This is a genomic window from Mesorhizobium sp. M0816 (assembly GCF_040320005.1).
Lineage (GTDB): Bacteria > Pseudomonadota > Alphaproteobacteria > Rhizobiales > Rhizobiaceae > Mesorhizobium.
The window spans coordinates 14,857-32,027 of record NZ_JAMYOT010000017.1 but is presented as its reverse complement, the minus strand read 5'-3'; the positions used below and the strand labels follow the sequence as shown (position 1 = coordinate 32,027).

The 17,171-nt window shown below is 61.9% G+C and carries 17 protein-coding genes, 1 tRNA gene and 1 pseudogene; 7 read left to right on the top strand and 12 right to left on the bottom strand.

What is annotated here, in order from left to right:
* The first annotated feature begins 213 nt into the window (after window positions 1–213).
* Window positions 214–756, top strand: coding sequence for a MerR family transcriptional regulator (locus NKI17_RS24020; RefSeq protein ID WP_023674511.1), 543 nt, complete (start codon window positions 214–216; stop codon window positions 754–756).
* Window positions 757–830: 74 nt separating this feature from the next.
* Window positions 831–1,172 (top strand): hypothetical protein, encoded by a 342-nt coding sequence (locus NKI17_RS24015; protein ID WP_023674512.1) that lies wholly within the window; start codon window positions 831–833, stop codon window positions 1,170–1,172.
* Between the two features lie 126 nt (window positions 1,173–1,298).
* Here NKI17_RS24015 and NKI17_RS24010 read toward each other — a convergent pair whose 3' ends face one another.
* Window positions 1,299–1,490 (bottom strand): hypothetical protein, encoded by a 192-nt coding sequence (locus NKI17_RS24010; RefSeq protein ID WP_023674514.1) that lies wholly within the window; start codon window positions 1,488–1,490, stop codon window positions 1,299–1,301.
* A gap of 317 nt (window positions 1,491–1,807) precedes the next feature.
* On the opposite strand from NKI17_RS24010, the gene NKI17_RS24005 reads away from it, so the two are divergent.
* A complete protein-coding gene (locus tag NKI17_RS24005) occupies window positions 1,808–2,086 on the top strand; it encodes a helix-turn-helix domain-containing protein (protein WP_023674515.1) in 279 nt (92 codons plus the stop codon).
* Between the two features lie 119 nt (window positions 2,087–2,205).
* A complete protein-coding gene (locus tag NKI17_RS24000; RefSeq protein WP_352456594.1) occupies window positions 2,206–2,664 on the top strand; it encodes a YbaK/EbsC family protein in 459 nt (152 codons plus the stop codon).
* A gap of 38 nt (window positions 2,665–2,702) precedes the next feature.
* On the opposite strand, the gene NKI17_RS23995 is transcribed toward NKI17_RS24000, so the two are convergent.
* The 7 genes from NKI17_RS23995 to NKI17_RS23965 all read right to left on the bottom strand — a co-directional run bounded on the left by NKI17_RS23995 (window position 2,703) and on the right by NKI17_RS23965 (window position 8,842).
* The gene (locus NKI17_RS23995) at window positions 2,703–2,897 is read right to left on the bottom strand and encodes a hypothetical protein (RefSeq protein WP_023674517.1); all 195 of its coding nucleotides are present in this window, start codon (window positions 2,895–2,897) and stop codon (window positions 2,703–2,705) included.
* Between the two features lie 167 nt (window positions 2,898–3,064).
* Window positions 3,065–3,298, bottom strand: a complete 234-nt coding sequence (locus NKI17_RS23990; protein WP_352471996.1) for a hypothetical protein — start codon at window positions 3,296–3,298, stop codon at window positions 3,065–3,067.
* A gap of 791 nt (window positions 3,299–4,089) precedes the next feature.
* Window positions 4,090–4,166 (bottom strand) — tRNA-Pro (locus tag NKI17_RS23985).
* 36 nt (window positions 4,167–4,202) lie between these two features.
* Window positions 4,203–5,492 carry an O-antigen ligase family protein gene (locus NKI17_RS23980; RefSeq protein ID WP_352571458.1) on the bottom strand — a complete coding sequence of 430 codons (1,290 nt, stop codon included), beginning with the start codon at window positions 5,490–5,492 and terminating at the stop codon, window positions 4,203–4,205.
* Window positions 5,489–7,024 carry an undecaprenyl-phosphate glucose phosphotransferase gene (locus NKI17_RS23975; RefSeq protein WP_352906887.1) on the bottom strand — a complete coding sequence of 512 codons (1,536 nt, stop codon included), beginning with the start codon at window positions 7,022–7,024 and terminating at the stop codon, window positions 5,489–5,491. The genes NKI17_RS23980 and NKI17_RS23975 overlap by 4 nt, the downstream gene beginning before the upstream one ends.
* 117 nt (window positions 7,025–7,141) lie before the next feature.
* Complete coding sequence (locus tag NKI17_RS23970) at window positions 7,142–8,266, bottom strand: glycosyltransferase family 4 protein (RefSeq protein ID WP_352571456.1); 1,125 nt, start codon at window positions 8,264–8,266, stop codon at window positions 7,142–7,144.
* Between the two features lie 12 nt (window positions 8,267–8,278).
* Complete coding sequence (locus NKI17_RS23965) at window positions 8,279–8,842, bottom strand: polysaccharide biosynthesis/export family protein (RefSeq protein WP_023674625.1); 564 nt, start codon at window positions 8,840–8,842, stop codon at window positions 8,279–8,281.
* Between the two features lie 255 nt (window positions 8,843–9,097).
* Here NKI17_RS23965 and NKI17_RS23960 point away from each other — a divergent pair, with 255 nt between their 5' ends.
* Entirely contained in the window at window positions 9,098–11,347 is a 2,250-nt protein-coding gene (locus NKI17_RS23960; protein WP_023674626.1) for a GumC family protein, read from the top strand.
* A gap of 23 nt (window positions 11,348–11,370) precedes the next feature.
* On the opposite strand, the gene NKI17_RS23955 is transcribed toward NKI17_RS23960, so the two are convergent.
* Window positions 11,371–12,600 (bottom strand): GNAT family N-acetyltransferase, encoded by a 1,230-nt coding sequence (locus NKI17_RS23955; protein WP_352456599.1) that lies wholly within the window; start codon window positions 12,598–12,600, stop codon window positions 11,371–11,373.
* An 89-nt stretch (window positions 12,601–12,689) separates the two neighbouring features.
* Here NKI17_RS23955 and NKI17_RS23950 point away from each other — a divergent pair, with 89 nt between their 5' ends.
* Entirely contained in the window at window positions 12,690–13,748 is a 1,059-nt protein-coding gene (locus tag NKI17_RS23950; RefSeq protein WP_352571455.1) for a polysaccharide deacetylase family protein, read from the top strand.
* On the opposite strand, the gene NKI17_RS23945 is transcribed toward NKI17_RS23950, so the two are convergent.
* Entirely contained in the window at window positions 13,745–13,972 is a 228-nt protein-coding gene (locus NKI17_RS23945) for a DUF2842 domain-containing protein (RefSeq protein WP_023674629.1), read from the bottom strand. The genes NKI17_RS23950 and NKI17_RS23945 overlap by 4 nt on opposite strands.
* Before the next feature lie 151 nt (window positions 13,973–14,123).
* Between NKI17_RS23945 and NKI17_RS23940 the strand changes: the two genes are divergently transcribed.
* On the top strand, window positions 14,124–15,218 hold the full coding sequence (locus NKI17_RS23940) for a COX15/CtaA family protein (protein WP_023674630.1): 1,095 nt from the start codon (window positions 14,124–14,126) through the stop codon (window positions 15,216–15,218).
* On the opposite strand, the pseudogene NKI17_RS23935 reads toward NKI17_RS23940, so the two are convergent.
* A pseudogene (locus NKI17_RS23935) lies at window positions 15,208–15,927 on the bottom strand (aminoglycoside phosphotransferase family protein); the annotation flags it as partial. The gene NKI17_RS23940 and the pseudogene NKI17_RS23935 overlap by 11 nt on opposite strands.
* A 4-nt stretch (window positions 15,928–15,931) precedes the next feature.
* Window positions 15,932–16,891 (bottom strand): sugar phosphate isomerase/epimerase family protein, encoded by a 960-nt coding sequence (locus NKI17_RS23930; protein WP_023674632.1) that lies wholly within the window; start codon window positions 16,889–16,891, stop codon window positions 15,932–15,934.
* Window positions 16,892–17,171 lie beyond the last annotated feature (280 nt).

The window sequence follows — 17,171 nt, the reverse complement described above, 5'->3', positions numbered from 1 at the left end:
CCAGGCTTCGGTTGAAAAGCGAACCCTGCTTTTGCGCCGGGCTTGAATATTGTTTCATAAACCGCTGAAATAAGATGCGATTCGGTACGCCGGATCGGTATTTGGGTGTGATCCGTTCCGGCGGGACGGAAAGCTGCTCTCCTTGTTAAGCGTGATGTCGCCCGAACCCGGTTCCCGCCTTTCGCGATCATGCTCTAGCGTGAGGATTCGCCCATGGACAAGAGCCCTGATGCTTTCCGCACCATCAGCGAGGTCGCGGAGGATCTGGATTTGCCGCAGCACGTGCTGCGCTTCTGGGAGACGCGTTTCAACCAGATCAAGCCGATGAAGCGCGGCGGCGGCCGCCGTTACTACCGTCCGCAGGACGTAGAACTGATCAAGGGTATTCGTCATATGCTCTACGACCAGGGCTATACGATCAAGGGCGTGCAGAAGCTGTTGCGCGAGAACGGCAACCAGTTTCTGATCGCCGTCGGCAGTGGCGACATGGCGGCGGTCGAGGCGATCTCGCAGCGCCGACAGGCCGACACGGTACCGCTGACGCAAGCGGCGCAGCCGCGCGGCCCGGACGACGAAATGCTGGTTGGCCAGCCGAGGGTGAAACCCAGCCGTCGTTTTTTCGGTATAGGCAAGACCGACGAGGAAGGTCCGGTTCCGCCGGACACGTCAAAACTTTCCCGTGACAATCGCGCATTGCTGCAGGAGGCGCTGTTCGACCTCCTGGAATGCAAGCGCCTGCTCGATCAGGTTCGCTAGAGCCCGCCGGGCTGACCGGAACGGTCTTCAGGGTCATGCGTTAGGCTTCCTTCTACAGATGAAGGAAGCACGTCATGGCATCGCTTTCGAGCATCTCCGACACCGATCTGGACAAACAGGTCGCGGCCCTGACCAGGGAACTGGCCACCTTGAAGAAAGCCGTGTTAAAGCGGGGCGGCGCCTTTTACGAAGACGGGCGCGATACCGCGTCGGATTATTATTCGGATATCACTGAGCGCCTCGGCGACGCCTTGCCGGCAATCAGAAGGCAAGGCCGGGCGATCGAGAAGACCGCCCGAGATCACCCGGCGACGGCGGCCGCTGTCGGGCTGGTTCTGGTCGGGCTCGTCGCCAGTCTGTTCCTCGGCGGCCGGCAGCAACAAGCACCGCGAGCGCGTTCAAGATCGGCACGTTGAGATAAGCAAATGGCGGTGGTCAGCGGACCGCCGCCATTTTTCGCCGACACGGAAAGCCCGGCAAGCGCGCCGCCCTTGATCAAGCACCAGAACGCCTGATTGCGGGTTGTTCGCCCGAGGGTGTTTTCAGTACTTCTTCGCGACAACCTTCTTGTGATGGTGGCGGTAGTGGTGGACGCGGTGATGGTAGTGATGGCGGTGATGCTTCTTGACGGTGGTGTGCATCGTCGTTGCATTCGCGCTGCTTGCGCCGATGATCGGCATCGAGAGGGCAAGTGCGATTGCAAGTCCAAGGGCGGAGAGAAGAGGCTTCTTCATGACATCGTTTCCTTTTTGCGCAGGCGGAATTTGAGCGTCACTGATTCAGGTCGGTGACTCGAGCGCTGCGGTTGGGACTATCGCCTTGGAGTTTTTCGGCAGTTTTTCCGGCCTGTAGAATTTTGTTTCCGAACTGTGTCTGCTGACGAACCGGCCAGATGTCGGCGCGCCGGCATCCGCCATTCATTCCGGCGTCGGTTCACGATGCCGTGACGCTATCTTTGATGCTTGGCAAATCACCGGCGAGCGGGCATTCTCCCGATCGTCTCAGGCAACAACATGATTTGATCTAACTCTTTCATCCCACGGAGTTGCCAATGCCCCAAATAGCAAAACGCGAACCTTACTCCGAACTGGCGGCGAGCGCGGTTACGCCTGAACGCAGTGCCGTCCGAACCGCCCGGGAAGCCCGTGGATACAGCATCGAAGAGCTGTCCCTGGCGTGCGGGCTGGCAGCCTATGAGATTGCCGACATTGAAAGCGGCAAGGATGCCGATCCCTCGAAACGTCGGCGTATTGCCTCCGCGCTTCAACTTCCGGAAAGCGCTCTGTTTGATGAAGCCGTGTTGCCTGCCAAAAGGCGATCCGTGTCGTAGCGACGTGTCATGCTTTTATTCCACGAGCTCGCCATGGGTCGCCCTGGCGGGCTTCGTTTTTTCGGCCACGTAGTGGACTTGCCGGCCGCCACGGCGACGCCAGACGGAAATTGCCGGAGATGAGCCTCGAATCCGTTCGCGCCTTTTTCGCCGCACACGCGCCCGAAATTGATGTCATCGTCACGGAGGCAAGCTCGGCGACGGTGCCTCTGGCCGCCGAAGCGCATGGCGTAGCGCCGGCGCAGATAGCCAAGACGATCTGCTTGCGCGCCGGCGACCAGACGATGCTGATCGTGGCCAGCGGGATCTCCAGGCTGGACAATCGCAAATTCAAGGACCGGTTTGGTGGCAAGGCGCGAATGCTGGACGCCGAGCAGGTGCTCGCCGCGACCGATCATCCCGTCGGTGGGGTGTGCCCGTTCGGCCTACCGGCGCCGCTCCCGGTCTACTGCGACATCTCGCTGCGCGCCTTTGACGAGGTCGTCCCGGCGGCAGGCGCGACGAATGCCGCCGTGCGGCTCAGCCCGCAACGCCTGGCCGAACTCGTCGACGCCGAGTGGGTGGATGTGTGCCAGTAGCCATTTATCCGGGTCGTGGGATCCGCTGAGCGTTACCGCTACTCGGTCTTCTGTGGCTCTTCTTTCTTGATCGTCTGAGCGTCCGTGACAGTCGACATATCTGCCTTCTCGACGCTTGCTGTCTTCGTCTGCGTGTCGACCGATGCCTGGACCTTGGAATGCGCGGGGCAATCCGCAGAGGCAGCTGATATGGACATGGTCAGTGCCGCGGCTATTGCGAGGAATGTCTTCATGATCATTCTCCTCTTTCGTTCGATGGGTAAAGTTAGCCCGTCCGGCACCGACCGCAAAATCACATTTGTTCACACGCGCTCCTGCGCAAACGGAAGCCGATGCTGGGCCAGTGATTCAGACGCTGGGCCAGTAATTCAAATGGCTGCGCGGATAGCCGCTTGCCGTATCAAGGCCCACTGGCTCCGGCCGGAGGATTTTTGGCGTTAAAGATCTCGCCGCTCAGAGCCAGTCTCAAATCTTCGGCGCTGAGCTGACCACTTTCAAATAAATCCATCACCCTGCGGCCGAGCACTTCTCTGCCCGGATCTCCATCAGCGAGGCCTAGTTCACGGCATCGGGCATCAAGTGCCTTGGTCAACATGGTCAGCTCGGCAGGACAGGCAACTCCTTGAAGCGACATTGCATCTCTCCCGAAAAGGGCGAAAGCGCGTGGCATCTTCGAAGCGTCCGCTCGCCCTTACAACTGCGGACGACGGCAATTCAACTAGAGCCAACCTTTTTCGAACTCAACATTCAAACGTACCAAAACGCCGCGCGCTCCAATGGGAGGATCCTGCTACAATACGGTATGGCCGTCCGAATAGCGGTTGTCCTCGCGCTTCTTTTCGCCTTCGCCTACGGTTTCGCAAAACTCGCGGAACATTATCGCAGCGTTGGCGACAGGCCCTCTCCGTGTGAAGAATTGCCCTATCCTGATTGTCCTGACCAAAAAGCTCCTCCCCGGGAAGAAACTGAGCCTTGAGCGCGCGCCTGTTCAGGCCAGGCCAGCCGTCGGGATTGAATTAGTTCTTTCCAACCGACGGTTGGTGGACGCATTGCAGCTGATGCGCCTAGGGTTCACTACGATCCGCGCGCACCGGGCATGCCCAACCCCCGAGTCACCCCTGCCTGATGCAAGGCGCCTGATCGAGTCCCGCCGTTCTGGCATGTGCGGCGGGACCTTTTCTTATTGAAGCTGGAATACGGGCTCACGATAAAGGTTGGCGTACGCAGCAAAGCTTACCTAGCCATTACCGCGCGGTTACTCGGTGGGCTTCTGGCTAGACGCCAGCCTCCGTGCCTCGCGCACGAGTGATGCGTGATCGGTTCCCTCGATGAGATCACGCGCCTGCGTATGTTGCGCTGGCTGCAGTGCGGCTATTGTCTGTACAGCCAGTTTGGGGGAAAACTGGCTAAGGCTTTGGATTTTAATGGTCGGAGTGGCCGGATTCGAACCGACGACCCCTTGACCCCCAGTCAAGTGCGCTACCGGGCTGCGCTACACTCCGGACCGGTCGCGATGTATCGTGATAGACCGGGTCCGGTCAACCGAATTCGGTTGCTGTCCTGCCTGAAGCAACCGCGACGGGGATTGCCGGTCGCTGCGCCGCCCGCAGCTGCCACTGGTGGCGGTATTCGAGCGCGATGGCACCCCAGATCAAGCCAAGCAGCAGGTAGACATGGCGCCAGTGGTCGATGTCGATGAAGGTGCCGAGCCCGATATTGCCGATGAAGGCGACGTAGGCGCATAGAAGATAAGGCTGCCACGGCCGGTCGCGCAGCAGAATGCGGAAGCCGGCGGCGATCGTCCAGCACGTCAGCGTCAGGAACGACACGAAGCCGAGCCAGCCGTAATCCATCAGCATCTTCAGCCAGATGTCGTGCGTGTCCTCGCCGAACATCTTGCCGAAGACGAGCGGGCCGATGCCGAACGGATGCTCCAGTGCCATCTGAAAGCCGATCGTATAGCGGGCGAAGCGGCCGAGCCGGGCGGTGTCGTAGCTTTGTTCGAGCTGTGCGCGGTTCGAGAACATCTCGGCGACGCCTGGCAGTTGCAGGATGACGATCATTGCGATGACCAGCAGTCCGACGGCGGCGATGGTCATGACGACGACGCGCAGCTTGAACTTGCCGCTGGCGCTCTGCAGGAACAAGGCACCGGTCAGCAGGATCGCCGAAACGGCGAACATGCCCCAGGCGCCGCGCGAAAAGGAAAAGAAGATGCCGGCGGTGATTATCAGCAACGGCACCGCCAATAGCGGCATGCGTGCGACCGAGCCGGTAAGCAGCAGGTAGAGCAGGTAGATGCCGGGCAGCACCAGGAACGGACCGAACACGTTCGGGTCCTGGAAGGCGCCGGCGGCACGGTCGTATTTGGTGAAGATCTCCGCTCCTGGAAAGGCATGGAAATAGCCGGCTATGCCGACCAGCGAAGTCAGCACTGCCGACACCACATAGGCGACGAAGATCACCCGGTAGAGACTGGGCTGGACGGCCGTCATCGAGGCGAAGAACACTGCGGTCAAGGCAAGGAACAGCGAGACTGCGAGATAGAGCGGCGTGCTGGCAAGGTCCGACATCTGCGTCATCGAGATCATGCCGCCGATATTCATGATCACCAGCAGCACCAGCAGCGGCACCGCCGCGCGCTGGATGCGCAGGCCGAACAAGGGCCACACCACGATCAGTCCGATCATATAGAGGTCGTATGGCGCCGGCTCGGCGATGACGAAACCGGACAGGAAGACGCCGAGGAAAACCGCCCCCGACACAATCAGTGCGATCAGCTTGGCGTTGACCGCCGCCGCCGGCAATTCGTAGGCCGTCGCGATCAATACGCGTTTTCCGTATTGAGCAGGCGGATCGGCGTCAGGAACAGGATTCTGAGGTCGAACAAGAGCGACCAGTTCTCGATGTAATAGAGGTCGTATTCCGTCCGCATGCGAATCTTCTCGTTGGTGTCCATCTCGCCGCGCCAGCCATTGATCTGCGCCCAGCCGGTCACACCGGGTTTGACCTTGTGGCGGGCGAAATAGCCGTCGACCACTTCATTGTAGAGGAGGTTGTGCGACTGCGCGGCAATGGCGTGCGGGCGCGGCCCGACCAGCGACAGCGAACCGAACAGCGAATTGAAGAACTGCGGCAGTTCGTCGATCGAGGTCTTGCGGATGAAGCGGCCGACGCGGGTGACGCGCGGATCGTTCTTGGTCACGGTCTGCTTCGCCGTCGGGTCCGCCTTGTCGGTATACATCGAACGGAACTTGTAGACGTCGATAATCTCGTTGTTGAAGCCGTGCCGCTTCTGATGGAACAGCACCGGCCCCTTGCTGTCGAGTTTGATCGCGATTGCGGTCGCCAGCATCACCGGCGAGAACACGATGATGCCGATGATCGAAAAGACAATGTCGAAGGCGCGCTTGGCGACCGAATCCCAGTCGTTGATCGGCTTGTCGAAGATATCGAGCATCGGCACCGAGCCGATGTAGGAATAGGCGCGCGGCCTGAACTGCAGCGCGTTCGAATGCGCCGATAGCCGGATGTCGACCGGCAGCACCCACAGCTTCTTCAATAACTGCAGCACGCGCGATTCGGCGGTCAGCGGCAGCGATACGATCAGCATGTCGATGCGCGCGATGCGGGCAAATTCGATGAGTTCGGAAATTGTACCGAGCTTGGGATAACCGGCGACAACCGGCGGCGACCGCTTGTCGCCGCGGTCGTCGAAGATGCCGCAGATGCGGATGTCGTTGTAGGGCTGCCTTTCGACCGAGCGGATCAGTACCTCCGCCGCCTTGCCGCCACCGACGATGACGGCGCGGCGCTCCATCCGCCCGTCGCGCGCCCAGCGCCGGATCAGCTTCGACATCACCAGCCGGAGACCCAGGATCAACACGAAACCGACGACGAACCACGTGCCGAAGAGCAGGCGCGAATAGTCTTCCGACATTTTCATGGTGAAGGCGGTGAGCGCCATCAAGGCGAAGGTTCCAGCCCAGACCAGCAGGAGGCGGCCGAAATTGGCGATCGGCCGCATCAGCGCGACAATCTGGTAGCAGTCGGTGACGTCGAACAGAACGACCGCGAGGAACGAGGTGGCGGCGATCGTCAGCGAGTATTGCCAGGCAAGATAGTTGAAAAAGCCGACATAATAGAAATAGACGGCAAGACCTGACACCAGCAGCAGCGCGAATTCCACCATGCGCAGGACGCCGCTCACCATGATCGGCGACATCGTATCGCGCCGGTATTGCGAGGCGACCTGGCGGGCAACATCGTTCATGCCGCCGGCCGTATTGTTCTCGGCAGGGGCGTCGAATTTGCGCACCGCGTCTAGCGAAAAACGGCGCGCGGGGTCGATTTCGTTCATGGGGCGTCCGCAGGTTTCCCTCAGGTGAATAGCAAAAGAGAGCTAAGAAACCCTTGAAACAACACATGGCTTTGGAGACGCTTTCACCAGGAGCAGCCCGGTGGAAAACCCGTTGCTCTATTTTTTGAGCGCGGCGAAATAAGCCTTTTCGATTTCGGCGGCCATTACATCGGCGCCGAAGCGTGCCTTGAGGTCGGCGAGGCCGGGCATCAGGCCTTTGTAGGTGTCGAGATCGGCCAATGCGGCGCTTATCTTGTCGCCAAGTTCGCGCGGGTCGGGCCGGATCAGGGCAGGCGAGCCGGTGTCGAAGATTTCCGGTATGCCGCCGACCGCCGTCGCGATGATCGGCTTGCCGGCGGCGAGCGCTTCCAGAACTATATAGGGCATGGCTTCCGCGCGCGAGGGAACGACGACCAGTTCGGCCAGCGTGAAGGCGAGCCTGGCCGGCATCGGCGCCAGGAAACCGACGTCGAGGCCGAGCTGATTTACCTGGGCGCGATAGCGCGGCAGGTCGTCGCCGTCGCCGACCATCAGCGCTTTCAATGGGCGGCCGAGCCGTGTCGCGGCTAGCCCCAGCGCATCGATGAAGATGTCCGGGCCTTTGAGGTCTCGCATCATGCCGATATAGAGGAGGTCAACCGCATTGTGCTCGGTCCGCACCGGCTCGAACTCGGCGGCCCGCAGGCCGTTGTGGACGAGAGCGTTCGGAATGGGCGGTTCGCCGACCTTCCTGCGATAAGTCCGCCGCTCATAATCGGAAACAAACAGCAGGCAATCGGTGAAGCGAGCCATGAAGCGCTCGAGCGCGAAGAACAGCTTCCCCATGGCGGTGGTCTCGTCATAGTGAAGCGAGCCGCCATGCGGCGAATAAAGGCGGGCTACGCGAGACCTGGATACCCGCAACAATGAGCCGAACAGACGGGCATAGGCGCCACCTTTGGCGCCATGCCCGTGCAGCACGTCCGGCCGCAATTCTTTTATGATCCTATAGGTGCACCGGGCCGAGGCGAGATCGCCTGGCCCGACATGCCGCTGCATCGGGGTGCGGTGAATGCCGAGCGCCAGGCTGCCTTTCATCTGTTCGAACAGCCGTTCCTCGAAATCGCCGCCCGTCGTCGAATCGCAGACGATGCCGACGGCATGGCCGGCGGCGACCTGAGCCTCGGTCAGGTCGCGCACATGCCGGAAGATGCCTCCGACCGGTGAGCGAAAGCAGTGGACGATCCTGAGTGTGTCCGCCACTTTGTCAGCACATCAAAACAGGCGTTCGCGAACATAGACTGTATCGCCGGGCAATAGCGGGTCGGAGGTCACCACGCGTCCGGTTATCACCTTGCCGTTGATGTCGCGGGTAATGTCGACGCTTTCCTGGTTGGCGCGTGGCGTGAACCCGCCGGCGATGGCGACGGCTTTCTGCACGGTCAGGCCTGGAACGTAGGAATACTGCCCCGCCGCACCCACTTCACCCATGACGAAGATCGGCCGGTAGCGATCGATTTCGACCGAAACATCGGGATCCCGCAAATAACCCTGGCGCAGTTTCTCGGCGATCTCGCTTTCAAGCTGTTGGGCGGTGTGGCCGCGCGCCGGCACGTTGCCGACGAGCGGCAGCGAGAGATAGCCGGACTGGTCGACGCTGTAGGTATTGGTCAGTCCTTCCTGCTCGAACACGGTTACGCGGACGCGGTCGCCGGCGCCGAGGCGATAGGGCTGGTCGAGAACTTCATGGAATGCGGCCGGCGTCGGCCGGTAGCTGGAGCAGCCCGAAAGCATCGATACGGCAAGCAGCGCGCGGAAAAGGGGAGCAGTGCTTTTCATGAGCGGACACGTACCTTTGAATAGCCGGCGACTCTGCGGCAAACCTTAACGATCGAGCTCGGTTATCATCCTGTTAGGGTTAATGGCCGGTAAAGGCGCGCGGCCGATGCGGGCCGGATCGACAAATGCAGATGGTTTTCAGCCTCTTGTTTGCGGCTTGTTAGTAGAGCCTAACAGGTTCTTACCGCGATATTAACGGCTGAGTTACCATAGTTGTTTACGGTGCATGCTGACTCAGTACCGGAGCAGGGATGCATGTCCGTTCAATCCGCGGCCGCAGATGTCGACGTCGATCTCAGGCAGCTTTTCGCCAGCCTGGCGCGAAACTGGTTGCGCATCCTTGTCGTCGCACTGGTTGTAACCGGCCTGGCCTTTGCGCTCGCCTGGCTTGCAACGCCCGAATACAAGGCGGCAGCCAAGCTGGAGATCGGGCCTCGAGAATCGGAGTTCACGCGGCCAGCCGGGGCCAACGGCAACGAGCGGTCGATTCCCGACGAAGAGGCTGTGGCCACCGAGGTCCAGATCATCTCGTCCCCCGACATCCTCAAGCAGGTGGCGGCGAAGCTCAACCTGGCGAAATTGCCCGAATTCGACGAGGCGCTGAAGATGTCGGCGCTGAGCCGCGCCCTTGTCCTTGTTGGCTTGAAAAGCGATCCGTTCGAGATTCCGCTGGAAGAGCGCGTGCTGGACGCAATGCATGAGAAGCTCAACGTCTATGGCGTTGAAAAAACCCGCGCGATCGCAATCGAGTTCTCGTCAGAGGATCCAAAGCTTGCCGCCGCGATCCCGAACGCCATTGCAAACGCCTATATCGCCTCCAAGGGCAATGCCAAGCTCGAATCGAATTCCGCCGCCACCGACTTTCTGGCGCCGGAAATCGCGGATCTGCAGAACCGGGTGAAGGAGGCGGAAGCCAAGGTTGCCGCATTCCGTGCGCAGTCCGATCTTTTGATGGGCGGCAACAATTCGGTGCTTGCCACCCAGCAGCTGTCCGAATTGTCGAGCGAACTGTCACGCGTGCGCGCCAATCGCGCTTCGGCGGAAGCGACCGCTGACAGCGTGCGCAGGGCGTTGCGCAATGGCGGCTCGCTGGATGCCGTTCCGGAGGTGTTGTCTTCCGAACTGATCCAGCGCCTGCGCGAGCGGCAAGTCGAACTCAAGAACAACATCGCCGACCTTTCCACCACCTTGCTCGACAACCATCCGCGCATCCGCGCGCTGAAGTCGCAGCTCGCGGATCTCGACCGCCAGATCCGCAACGAAGCGGAAAAGATCATGAAAGGTCTGATGGCGCAGGCCGAGACGGCGAAGGCGCGAGAGGCTCAACTCGTGGCAGACGTCAACACGCTGAAGGCGGCGTCCGCCCGCGCCGGCGAAGAGCAGGTGGAACTCGATGCGCTGCAGCGTGATGCCGCGACCAAGCGTCAGCAGCTCGATCTCTATTCATCCAGCTATCTCCAGGCGGCCGCACGCAAGGATCGCAACTATCTGCCCGTCGACGCTCGCGTATTTTCGGAGGCCCAGGTGCCGGCCGAACCTTATTTCCCCAAGATTGGTCCGATTGTCAGTGCGGCCTTTGTCGGCTCGTTGCTCATCATGGCGATCGTCACGCTGCTGCAGGAACTGTTTTCCGGCCGCGCCATGCGTCCGGCCGCCGGTGCCCATTTCGAGCGCATCGAGCAGGTTGCGATGCCGGCTGTCCAGGCCGAACGCGTGATGGCCGAGCCCGACCCGTCGGTTGGCCGGTCCGAACCGGCAGTCGTCGAGATCGATGAGGCCGACGACGACAATATCATTGAAAGCAAAGTGGAGCCGGAACCCGTCGCGGTGGCGGAAGCGGCTGCCGAGAAAATCGAACCGGAGTACTCTGAAATGGCCGCTGGAGACATTGAACCGGCACGTTCTATCCTCGGCGAGGTCGACATCGACAAGGCCGCGGAAAAACTGATCGCCACCGGTGCCGCCCGCGCCATATTCGTGTCGCCAGAAGGCGACGAGGCGGCCGCCTCGGCGGTGTTGGTGGCGCGCGCAGTCTCCGACGCCGGGCTACGCGTGCTGCTGCTTGATCTCACCGCTTCGGGTGCCGCCTCGCGGCCGATGCTGGACAGCGGGCTGTTTCCGGGCATCACCGATCTGCTCGCCTCGCAAGCGCAGTTCAGCGATGTGATCCACCCCGATCTCTATTCGGACTGCCACGTTATTCCCGTCGGCACAGCCGATCCGGTCCGCGCCATGCGCGCCGCCGACCGGCTGCCGATCATCATGCAGTCGCTGACCACCGCCTATGATTTGGTCGTGGTCGAATGCGGACCGGCCGACGCGCAAGGCATCAGCCGCCTGGTGGGCGAGGGGACCGAGGTCTTGCTCTCCATGCTTGAGCCGGACGACGAGGTGACGCAGGCCGCGGTCGCGCTCATCGAGAGTGGCTATCCCGACCTGACGCTGGTCACGCCCATCGGCCATGTGGCGCCGGGCCCAATGCCGGGACGGCGCTCGGCCGCCTGAGGCAGTTTTCTCTCAAATCGAAATCAGCTGTCGTCTTCGCCTGCGGCCGGTGCTGTCCGCCCCACGGCTTTGCGGCGCAGCAGCTTGGTCAGCTTCCAGACCATTGGGCTGTGCTTGATGAATGCCTTCAGGCTTGCGCCGTGCCTGAGCGCAAGCGCCAGCGCACGACCTTTCAGCGTCAGCGGAACCAGCACCTCGAAATGCTGCGTTTCGACATCGCACCACAATCGCTTGTAGGGTTCGTCGCCGACCGAGAAATCATAGATTTCGAAACCCGCCTCGCAGGCTTCCAGGATGTTCTCGAAGAACAGGAAGTCGCCCGGGCTGGTGTGTGCGAGGTCGTCCTCGGCGATCGCCCCGAATTCGCAGATCAGCCGCTTGCCCGTGCGGCTCGATCCGGTGACTGCACGAAGTTTCCCGGCGACTTCCAGCCCATGCAGGACGAAGGACGGATATTCCTCTTGAAGCGCGTCGGCAAACAGCGAGCGGAAAAAAGCGCGCACCTCCGCCTCACCGAAAACATTGGCGATGCCCATCTTGCGGAAGCGGAATTCCTTCATCTCGAAAAAGGCATCGAGCAGCATGTGCACCTCGTCCGCAGTCCTCGCCTCGATGCGACGATAGCTGCCAACGGCCTCGAACTTGCGCGCCTGCGAGCGATGCTTCTTGCGCCTGCGCTTGCCGCTCACGCGGGTGAGCAGTGCGTCAAATCCTCCCACAAGACCGGCGGCCAGCGACAGATTGGGGCTCGAAAAATGCGGCAAGGCGGAGAGCGGGTTGGCAACGCCGTCGAGATCGGGCAGCAGCCGCTCCAGCGCAACAAGATCGATGTCGCGCCGCGTCTTGGCAATCGCAGCCAGCATCGAGCGGATCGCCGCGCTATCGGCATTCGACAGCCATTGCGGGTCGGCGGCGGCAAAATTGCCGTTTGCATGGCGGCCGCCCATGAACCGGGCGACGCGGAACGCTCCACTGCGAGTGACCTCCAGCGCCAGTGAGAAAACCGGCCTGTCCTCGGCGCGCAGCGTCGCAACGACAACGTCGGCGCCGGTATGTGCGGCCCAGTTCAGGATCCAGCCTGCGCTTTGCGCAGGGGCAAAAAGCGCCGAATGGCAGAATTCTGCGTACGCCGCCAACGCCGCACTATCGGCGACCGAGGTTGACAGGCCGGCTTTGCCGGCCGGCAAGGCACACGGCGACGCCTCGCTGCTTGCCAGCTGATTGCCGTCAAATGACGCGGTGGCGTCAACCATACCTCAATCCTTAGGGCGTATTCGTCGCGATTGGGGGTCCGCGCAGGCGCATTCCATGCTTGATGAGCTTAGGCGCAAAAGGTGAATGAATGATCGACGGGGGCGAGGCAATCCGCAAACTGGCGCTCAATCTCGCCCGCTATTCCGGTCTCGCTCCGCTGGCCAAGCCGTTTATCGGCGGTCTCGGCGCTATCCTGATGCTGCATCGGGTAACCGCGACACCGGAAAAGCCGAACGGCGTCAACCGCCACTTGAACATCGCGCCTGGGTTTCTCGACACCGTGATCGCCGACATGAAGGCGAACGGCTACAGTTTCGTCACGCTTGACGAGGCGATCGAGCGCATCAAGGCTGGCGACAAGGACGGCCAGTTTGCGACGATCACCGCCGACGACGCCTATCGAGACAACATGACCGAGGCGCTGCCGGTGCTGGAGAAACACGGCGCGCCGATCACCATCTACGTCGCGCCGGGACTGATCGACGGCGCTGCCGATTTGTGGTGGGACGTGGTCGAGGACATCGTCAATGCGCGCGATCGCCTGACGCTGACGACGCCGGATGGCCCGGTGACAATCGACTGCTCGAGTCCGGGAAAAAAGGTCCAGGCCAATGCGCGCCTGCACGCTCATCTGACGCTGAAGGTGCGCGAGCAGGACCAGCGTGCGGTGTTGCGGGATCTGGCGCGCTCGAACGGCATCGAGTTGGGTGCTCCGCGCCCGAGCACGCTGATGAACTGGGACGAGATCCGCACCATGGCCGAGCACCCGCTGGTGACGATCGGCGCACATAGCGTCAATCACTGCAATCTGAAGCGGCTTTCCGAGAGCGATGCGCGACATGAGATCGGCGACGTCAAGCGCATATTGCAGGCCAAACTCGGCGAGGAGCCGCGCCATTTCGCCTATCCCTACGGTTATGCCAGTGCCGTCGGCCGCCGCGAAGTAGGCCTAGTCCGCGATGCCGGCTATGCCTCGGCGGTGACGACCCGCCACGGCATACTCCGCGCCGAGCATGCCGGCTTCCTGCACGCCCTGCCGCGCATTTCGGTCAATGGCCGCTATCAGAGCGTCGCCCACGTCCGAACAATGTTGTCGGGTGTGACGACGCCGCTGGCCAATGCCGGCAAGACGGTGGTGACGATCTAACTGTTGCCTCGCCCCTTCGGCCGCGGCTCCAGGATCAGCCATTTGATGATGCCCATCGCCGGCAGCACCCACAAAAGCCCGCTGAGCAGGAAGAAGATGAAGTGCGCCAGCGGCCCGGACTGCGACAATTGGGCGACCGCCACGATCGAGGCGACCAGCGCATAGACTATGACCAGCACTACCAGCAGGAAGCTTCCGATCAACTTTTTCAGGCGAATGGGCATGGCGCGATCTCGTTGATCGCTATCGCTTAGGCCGAACAGCCAATACGCGCAACCCGCCAGAAACGGCGCGACGGCGTGCCGCGCTGTCCGGTCTTGCAAGCCGGGTTGCGATGGTTCACCAATCCGCGACTTCAACTGCCGGGACAAATCCATGGCTGCTGCCATATCCGATGCCGCGCCTTTCGCCGCCCGCGATCGCGACCTTCGCAACCGCGCGCTGGTACGCGGTTGGCTCTATGTCGTGCTCCTGGTGCTGTTTGCGCTGGTACTGGTCGGCGGCGCTACAAGGCTCACCAATTCCGGCCTGTCGATCACCGAATGGCAGCCGATACACGGCGTCATCCCGCCGCTCAATGATGCCGAGTGGCAGGAGGAGTTCCTGCGCTACCAGCAGACCCCGCAATATGCCGAACTCAACAACGGCATGAGCATCGAGGCGTTCAAATCGATCTTCTGGTGGGAATGGGTGCACCGCATCCTGGCGCGTAGTGTCGGCGTGGTCTTCGCCCTGCCGCTGCTGTTCTTCTGGGCGACGCGCCGCATCGAGCGGGGCCTCGGCACGAAGTTGTCGGGCATCCTCCTTCTCGGCGCTCTGCAGGGCGCGATAGGCTGGTGGATGGTGGCGTCCGGGTTGGTTGACCGGGTTTCGGTCAGCCAATATCGGCTGGCGACGCATCTGACGCTGGCGGCGCTGATCTTCACGGCGACCATGGTGGTCGCGCGTGGGCTGGCGCCGCACTCGGAACCTGCCGCCGACCGCTCGACGCAACGTCTGGCCGGCTTCCTGGTGCTGCTGGCGCTGGTCCAGATCTATCTCGGCGGGCTGGTCGCAGGGCTAGACGCCGGCTTGAGCTACAACACCTGGCCGCTGATGGACGGCAAGCTGGTCCCCGGCGACCTGCTGCTGCTGGAGCCGGCATGGCGCAATTTCTTCGAAAACCCGAAGACGGTGCAATTCGTCCACCGGGTCGGCGCCTACACGATCTTCGCGGTCGCGCTCTGGCACATGATTGCGACACGCCGGCGCCTGCCGGGCACGACGCATGCCCGGCGCGCGACGCTGCTGTTCCTGATTGTCGTGGTGCAGGCGTCGATCGGCATCGGCACGCTATTGATGCAGGTGCCTCTGCACATGGCCCTGACGCATCAGGCATTCGCGCTGTTTCTGCTCGGCTTCGCCGCCGCGCATTGGCGCGGTACCAAGGGCGCTTACCCGCTGCCCCACGAGATCGCTCTCAGAGGCTGAGCCGCACCCGCCGGATTGCCGCGGCAATCGCCAGTTCGCGGTTTTCGTCGACCGCATTGCGATCTTCATGGTGCCATGCAGCCGACAGGCAGCCATAGGCGATGGCGTGGTCCAGTATCGCGGGCGGCGACTGGCCGAGCGTTGCGGCAAAGACATGCGCCATATGCGCGATCCGCCGCGGATCGAGGCAAAGATCGTCCCGGTCAAGTGGGTTGTAGAACATGTTGGCGGCGTCGAAGCCGGGGTCGCCGAGAACGCCCTTCGGGTCGATCGCCAGCCAGCCGCGCGGACCGTGCATGATGTTGTCATGATGCAGGTCGCCGTGCAGCGGCCGCACGTCGTGCGGATTGGACAGCAGCCGTTCCGCGATTTCGGCTGCTTCGACATACAGGCTCCTTTCGCCGGCGGCGCGATCGGCCCTCGCTTTTTTGAATAGGCTGGAAAACCGGGTCCGCAACGGCTGGAGGTCCGGCGGGGCAGGGTGCTTCGACGGCGAGAACAACCTTGCTATCACCTCCGCCGCGATCGCGGTGGCGGCATTGTCGCCGTGTTCGGCAAGATGGTGTGACAGCATCCTGTCGCCAGCATGTTCGAGCAGCATGCGGTGGCCATCGCGGCCCAGCAGCCGCACCGCACCTTCGCCGCGTCGCCAGGCGAGGAAATGCTCGCCGCGCAACTCGTTTTCCACATCGTCGAAAGGCTTTAGACTCTAGCTAGATCGCCTGCGGGCTGAAATCGCTTGCGGCTACAGGCATCACGCCTCTCAGCAGAGCGATCGATTTCTCGAGCCCTTCCAGGCTGTTGAGCAGCACATCCTCGTGCTCGACAGAGAGCCAACCGTCGTAGCCGGCCATCTTCAGTCGGTAGCAGAACTGGTGCCACCACTCCTCGCCATGGCCGAAGCCGAGCGTGATGTACGACCAACTGCGGCCGGGAATGTCCATCAGCGAGCCGTTTTCAAGCAGCGAAGTGGTCGCTTGAACCGACGCATTAAGCATGGTGTCCTTGGCGTGGACGTGGAAGATCGCCTCGCCCAGCGCTTCGGCTGCAATCAGTGGATCCGCCCCCATCCAGAACAGATGCGAGGGATCGAGGTTGGCGCCGATCACCGGACCGATGGCCGCACGAAGCTTGAGGAGCGAAGGAACGTTGTAGACACACTGGCTGCCATGTAGTTCCAGTGCGATGCGTTCGACGCCGCTCTTCTTCGCCAGATCCGCGACCTCAGCCCAGAACGGCAGCAGCTTCTCGCCCCACTGATAGCGCAAGATCACCTGCGTTTCGGGCGGCCAGGAGGAGACCACCCAGTTCGGCATGAGGTCGCCTTCGCGTCCGGGCGGCAAGCCCGACATGGTGCAGACGGTCTTGATGCCCATTTCTCCGGCAATGCGGATCGTGTCCTTCAGGCACCCGGCCTGTTCCGGCTGGGTGGGATGCAGGGGATTGCCATTGGCGTTGAGGGCGATGATCTCAAGTCCCCTGTCGCCGAACGCCTTCAGGAAAGCCCGTCGCGCTTCCGGCTTCGCCTTCATCGACGCCAGGTCGAAGTGCGGCGCGGTCGACCAGCCGCCGGTGTTCACCTCGACACCCGAGACGCCGAGGCGCGCCGCGTTGTCGAGAACCGCTTCGAACGACATGCCTCCAAGACTGTCGGAAACAAAACCCAGCTTCATGATAGATCCTTTTTTTGACGCGATATGGCTTCTCTTTGAAAGAAGCGGCGAAGCTGCGCATGGCTTTCGAAGCCCAAGGCCAACGCAAAGCGGCTAATCGGGAGACGCCGACGACAGTGGCCAGCTCGGCGCCGTTATCGATTGCCACCTCGGTCGGATTTTCCAGCGCGAACCGGGCTATGCGGATCGTCACCCTGGAAAAGCTGGAAGAATTGCGGGCTATCCATTGCTTCATCGCCGCCATGTCCTCTGGCGGCTGTCGGTTAGCTGAAGCGTCTGC

Bases quoted from the DNA above. Each gene is read 5' to 3' on its own strand.
- NKI17_RS23975 (WP_352906887.1), bottom strand. From the start codon at position 7,024: ATGAACGAAATCGACCCCGCGCGCCGTTTTTCGCTAGACGCGGTGCGC.
- NKI17_RS23940 (WP_023674630.1), top strand. From the start codon at position 14,124: ATGGCTGCTGCCATATCCGATGCCGCGCCTTTCGCCGCCCGCGATCGC.
- NKI17_RS23955 (WP_352456599.1), bottom strand. From the start codon at position 12,600: ATGGTTGACGCCACCGCGTCATTTGACGGCAATCAGCTGGCAAGCAGC.
- NKI17_RS23945 (WP_023674629.1), bottom strand. From the start codon at position 13,972: ATGCCCATTCGCCTGAAAAAGTTGATCGGAAGCTTCCTGCTGGTAGTG.
- NKI17_RS23995 (WP_023674517.1), bottom strand. From the start codon at position 2,897: ATGAAGACATTCCTCGCAATAGCCGCGGCACTGACCATGTCCATATCA.
- NKI17_RS23990 (WP_352471996.1), bottom strand. From the start codon at position 3,298: ATGTCGCTTCAAGGAGTTGCCTGTCCTGCCGAGCTGACCATGTTGACC.
- NKI17_RS23930 (WP_023674632.1), bottom strand. From the start codon at position 16,891: ATGAAGCTGGGTTTTGTTTCCGACAGTCTTGGAGGCATGTCGTTCGAA.
- NKI17_RS23960 (WP_023674626.1), top strand. From the start codon at position 9,098: ATGTCCGTTCAATCCGCGGCCGCAGATGTCGACGTCGATCTCAGGCAG.
- NKI17_RS24000 (WP_352456594.1), top strand. From the start codon at position 2,206: ATGAGCCTCGAATCCGTTCGCGCCTTTTTCGCCGCACACGCGCCCGAA.
- NKI17_RS23950 (WP_352571455.1), top strand. From the start codon at position 12,690: ATGATCGACGGGGGCGAGGCAATCCGCAAACTGGCGCTCAATCTCGCC.
- NKI17_RS23965 (WP_023674625.1), bottom strand. From the start codon at position 8,842: ATGAAAAGCACTGCTCCCCTTTTCCGCGCGCTGCTTGCCGTATCGATG.
- NKI17_RS24010 (WP_023674514.1), bottom strand. From the start codon at position 1,490: ATGAAGAAGCCTCTTCTCTCCGCCCTTGGACTTGCAATCGCACTTGCC.
- NKI17_RS24005 (WP_023674515.1), top strand. From the start codon at position 1,808: ATGCCCCAAATAGCAAAACGCGAACCTTACTCCGAACTGGCGGCGAGC.
- NKI17_RS24020 (WP_023674511.1), top strand. From the start codon at position 214: ATGGACAAGAGCCCTGATGCTTTCCGCACCATCAGCGAGGTCGCGGAG.
- NKI17_RS24015 (WP_023674512.1), top strand. From the start codon at position 831: ATGGCATCGCTTTCGAGCATCTCCGACACCGATCTGGACAAACAGGTC.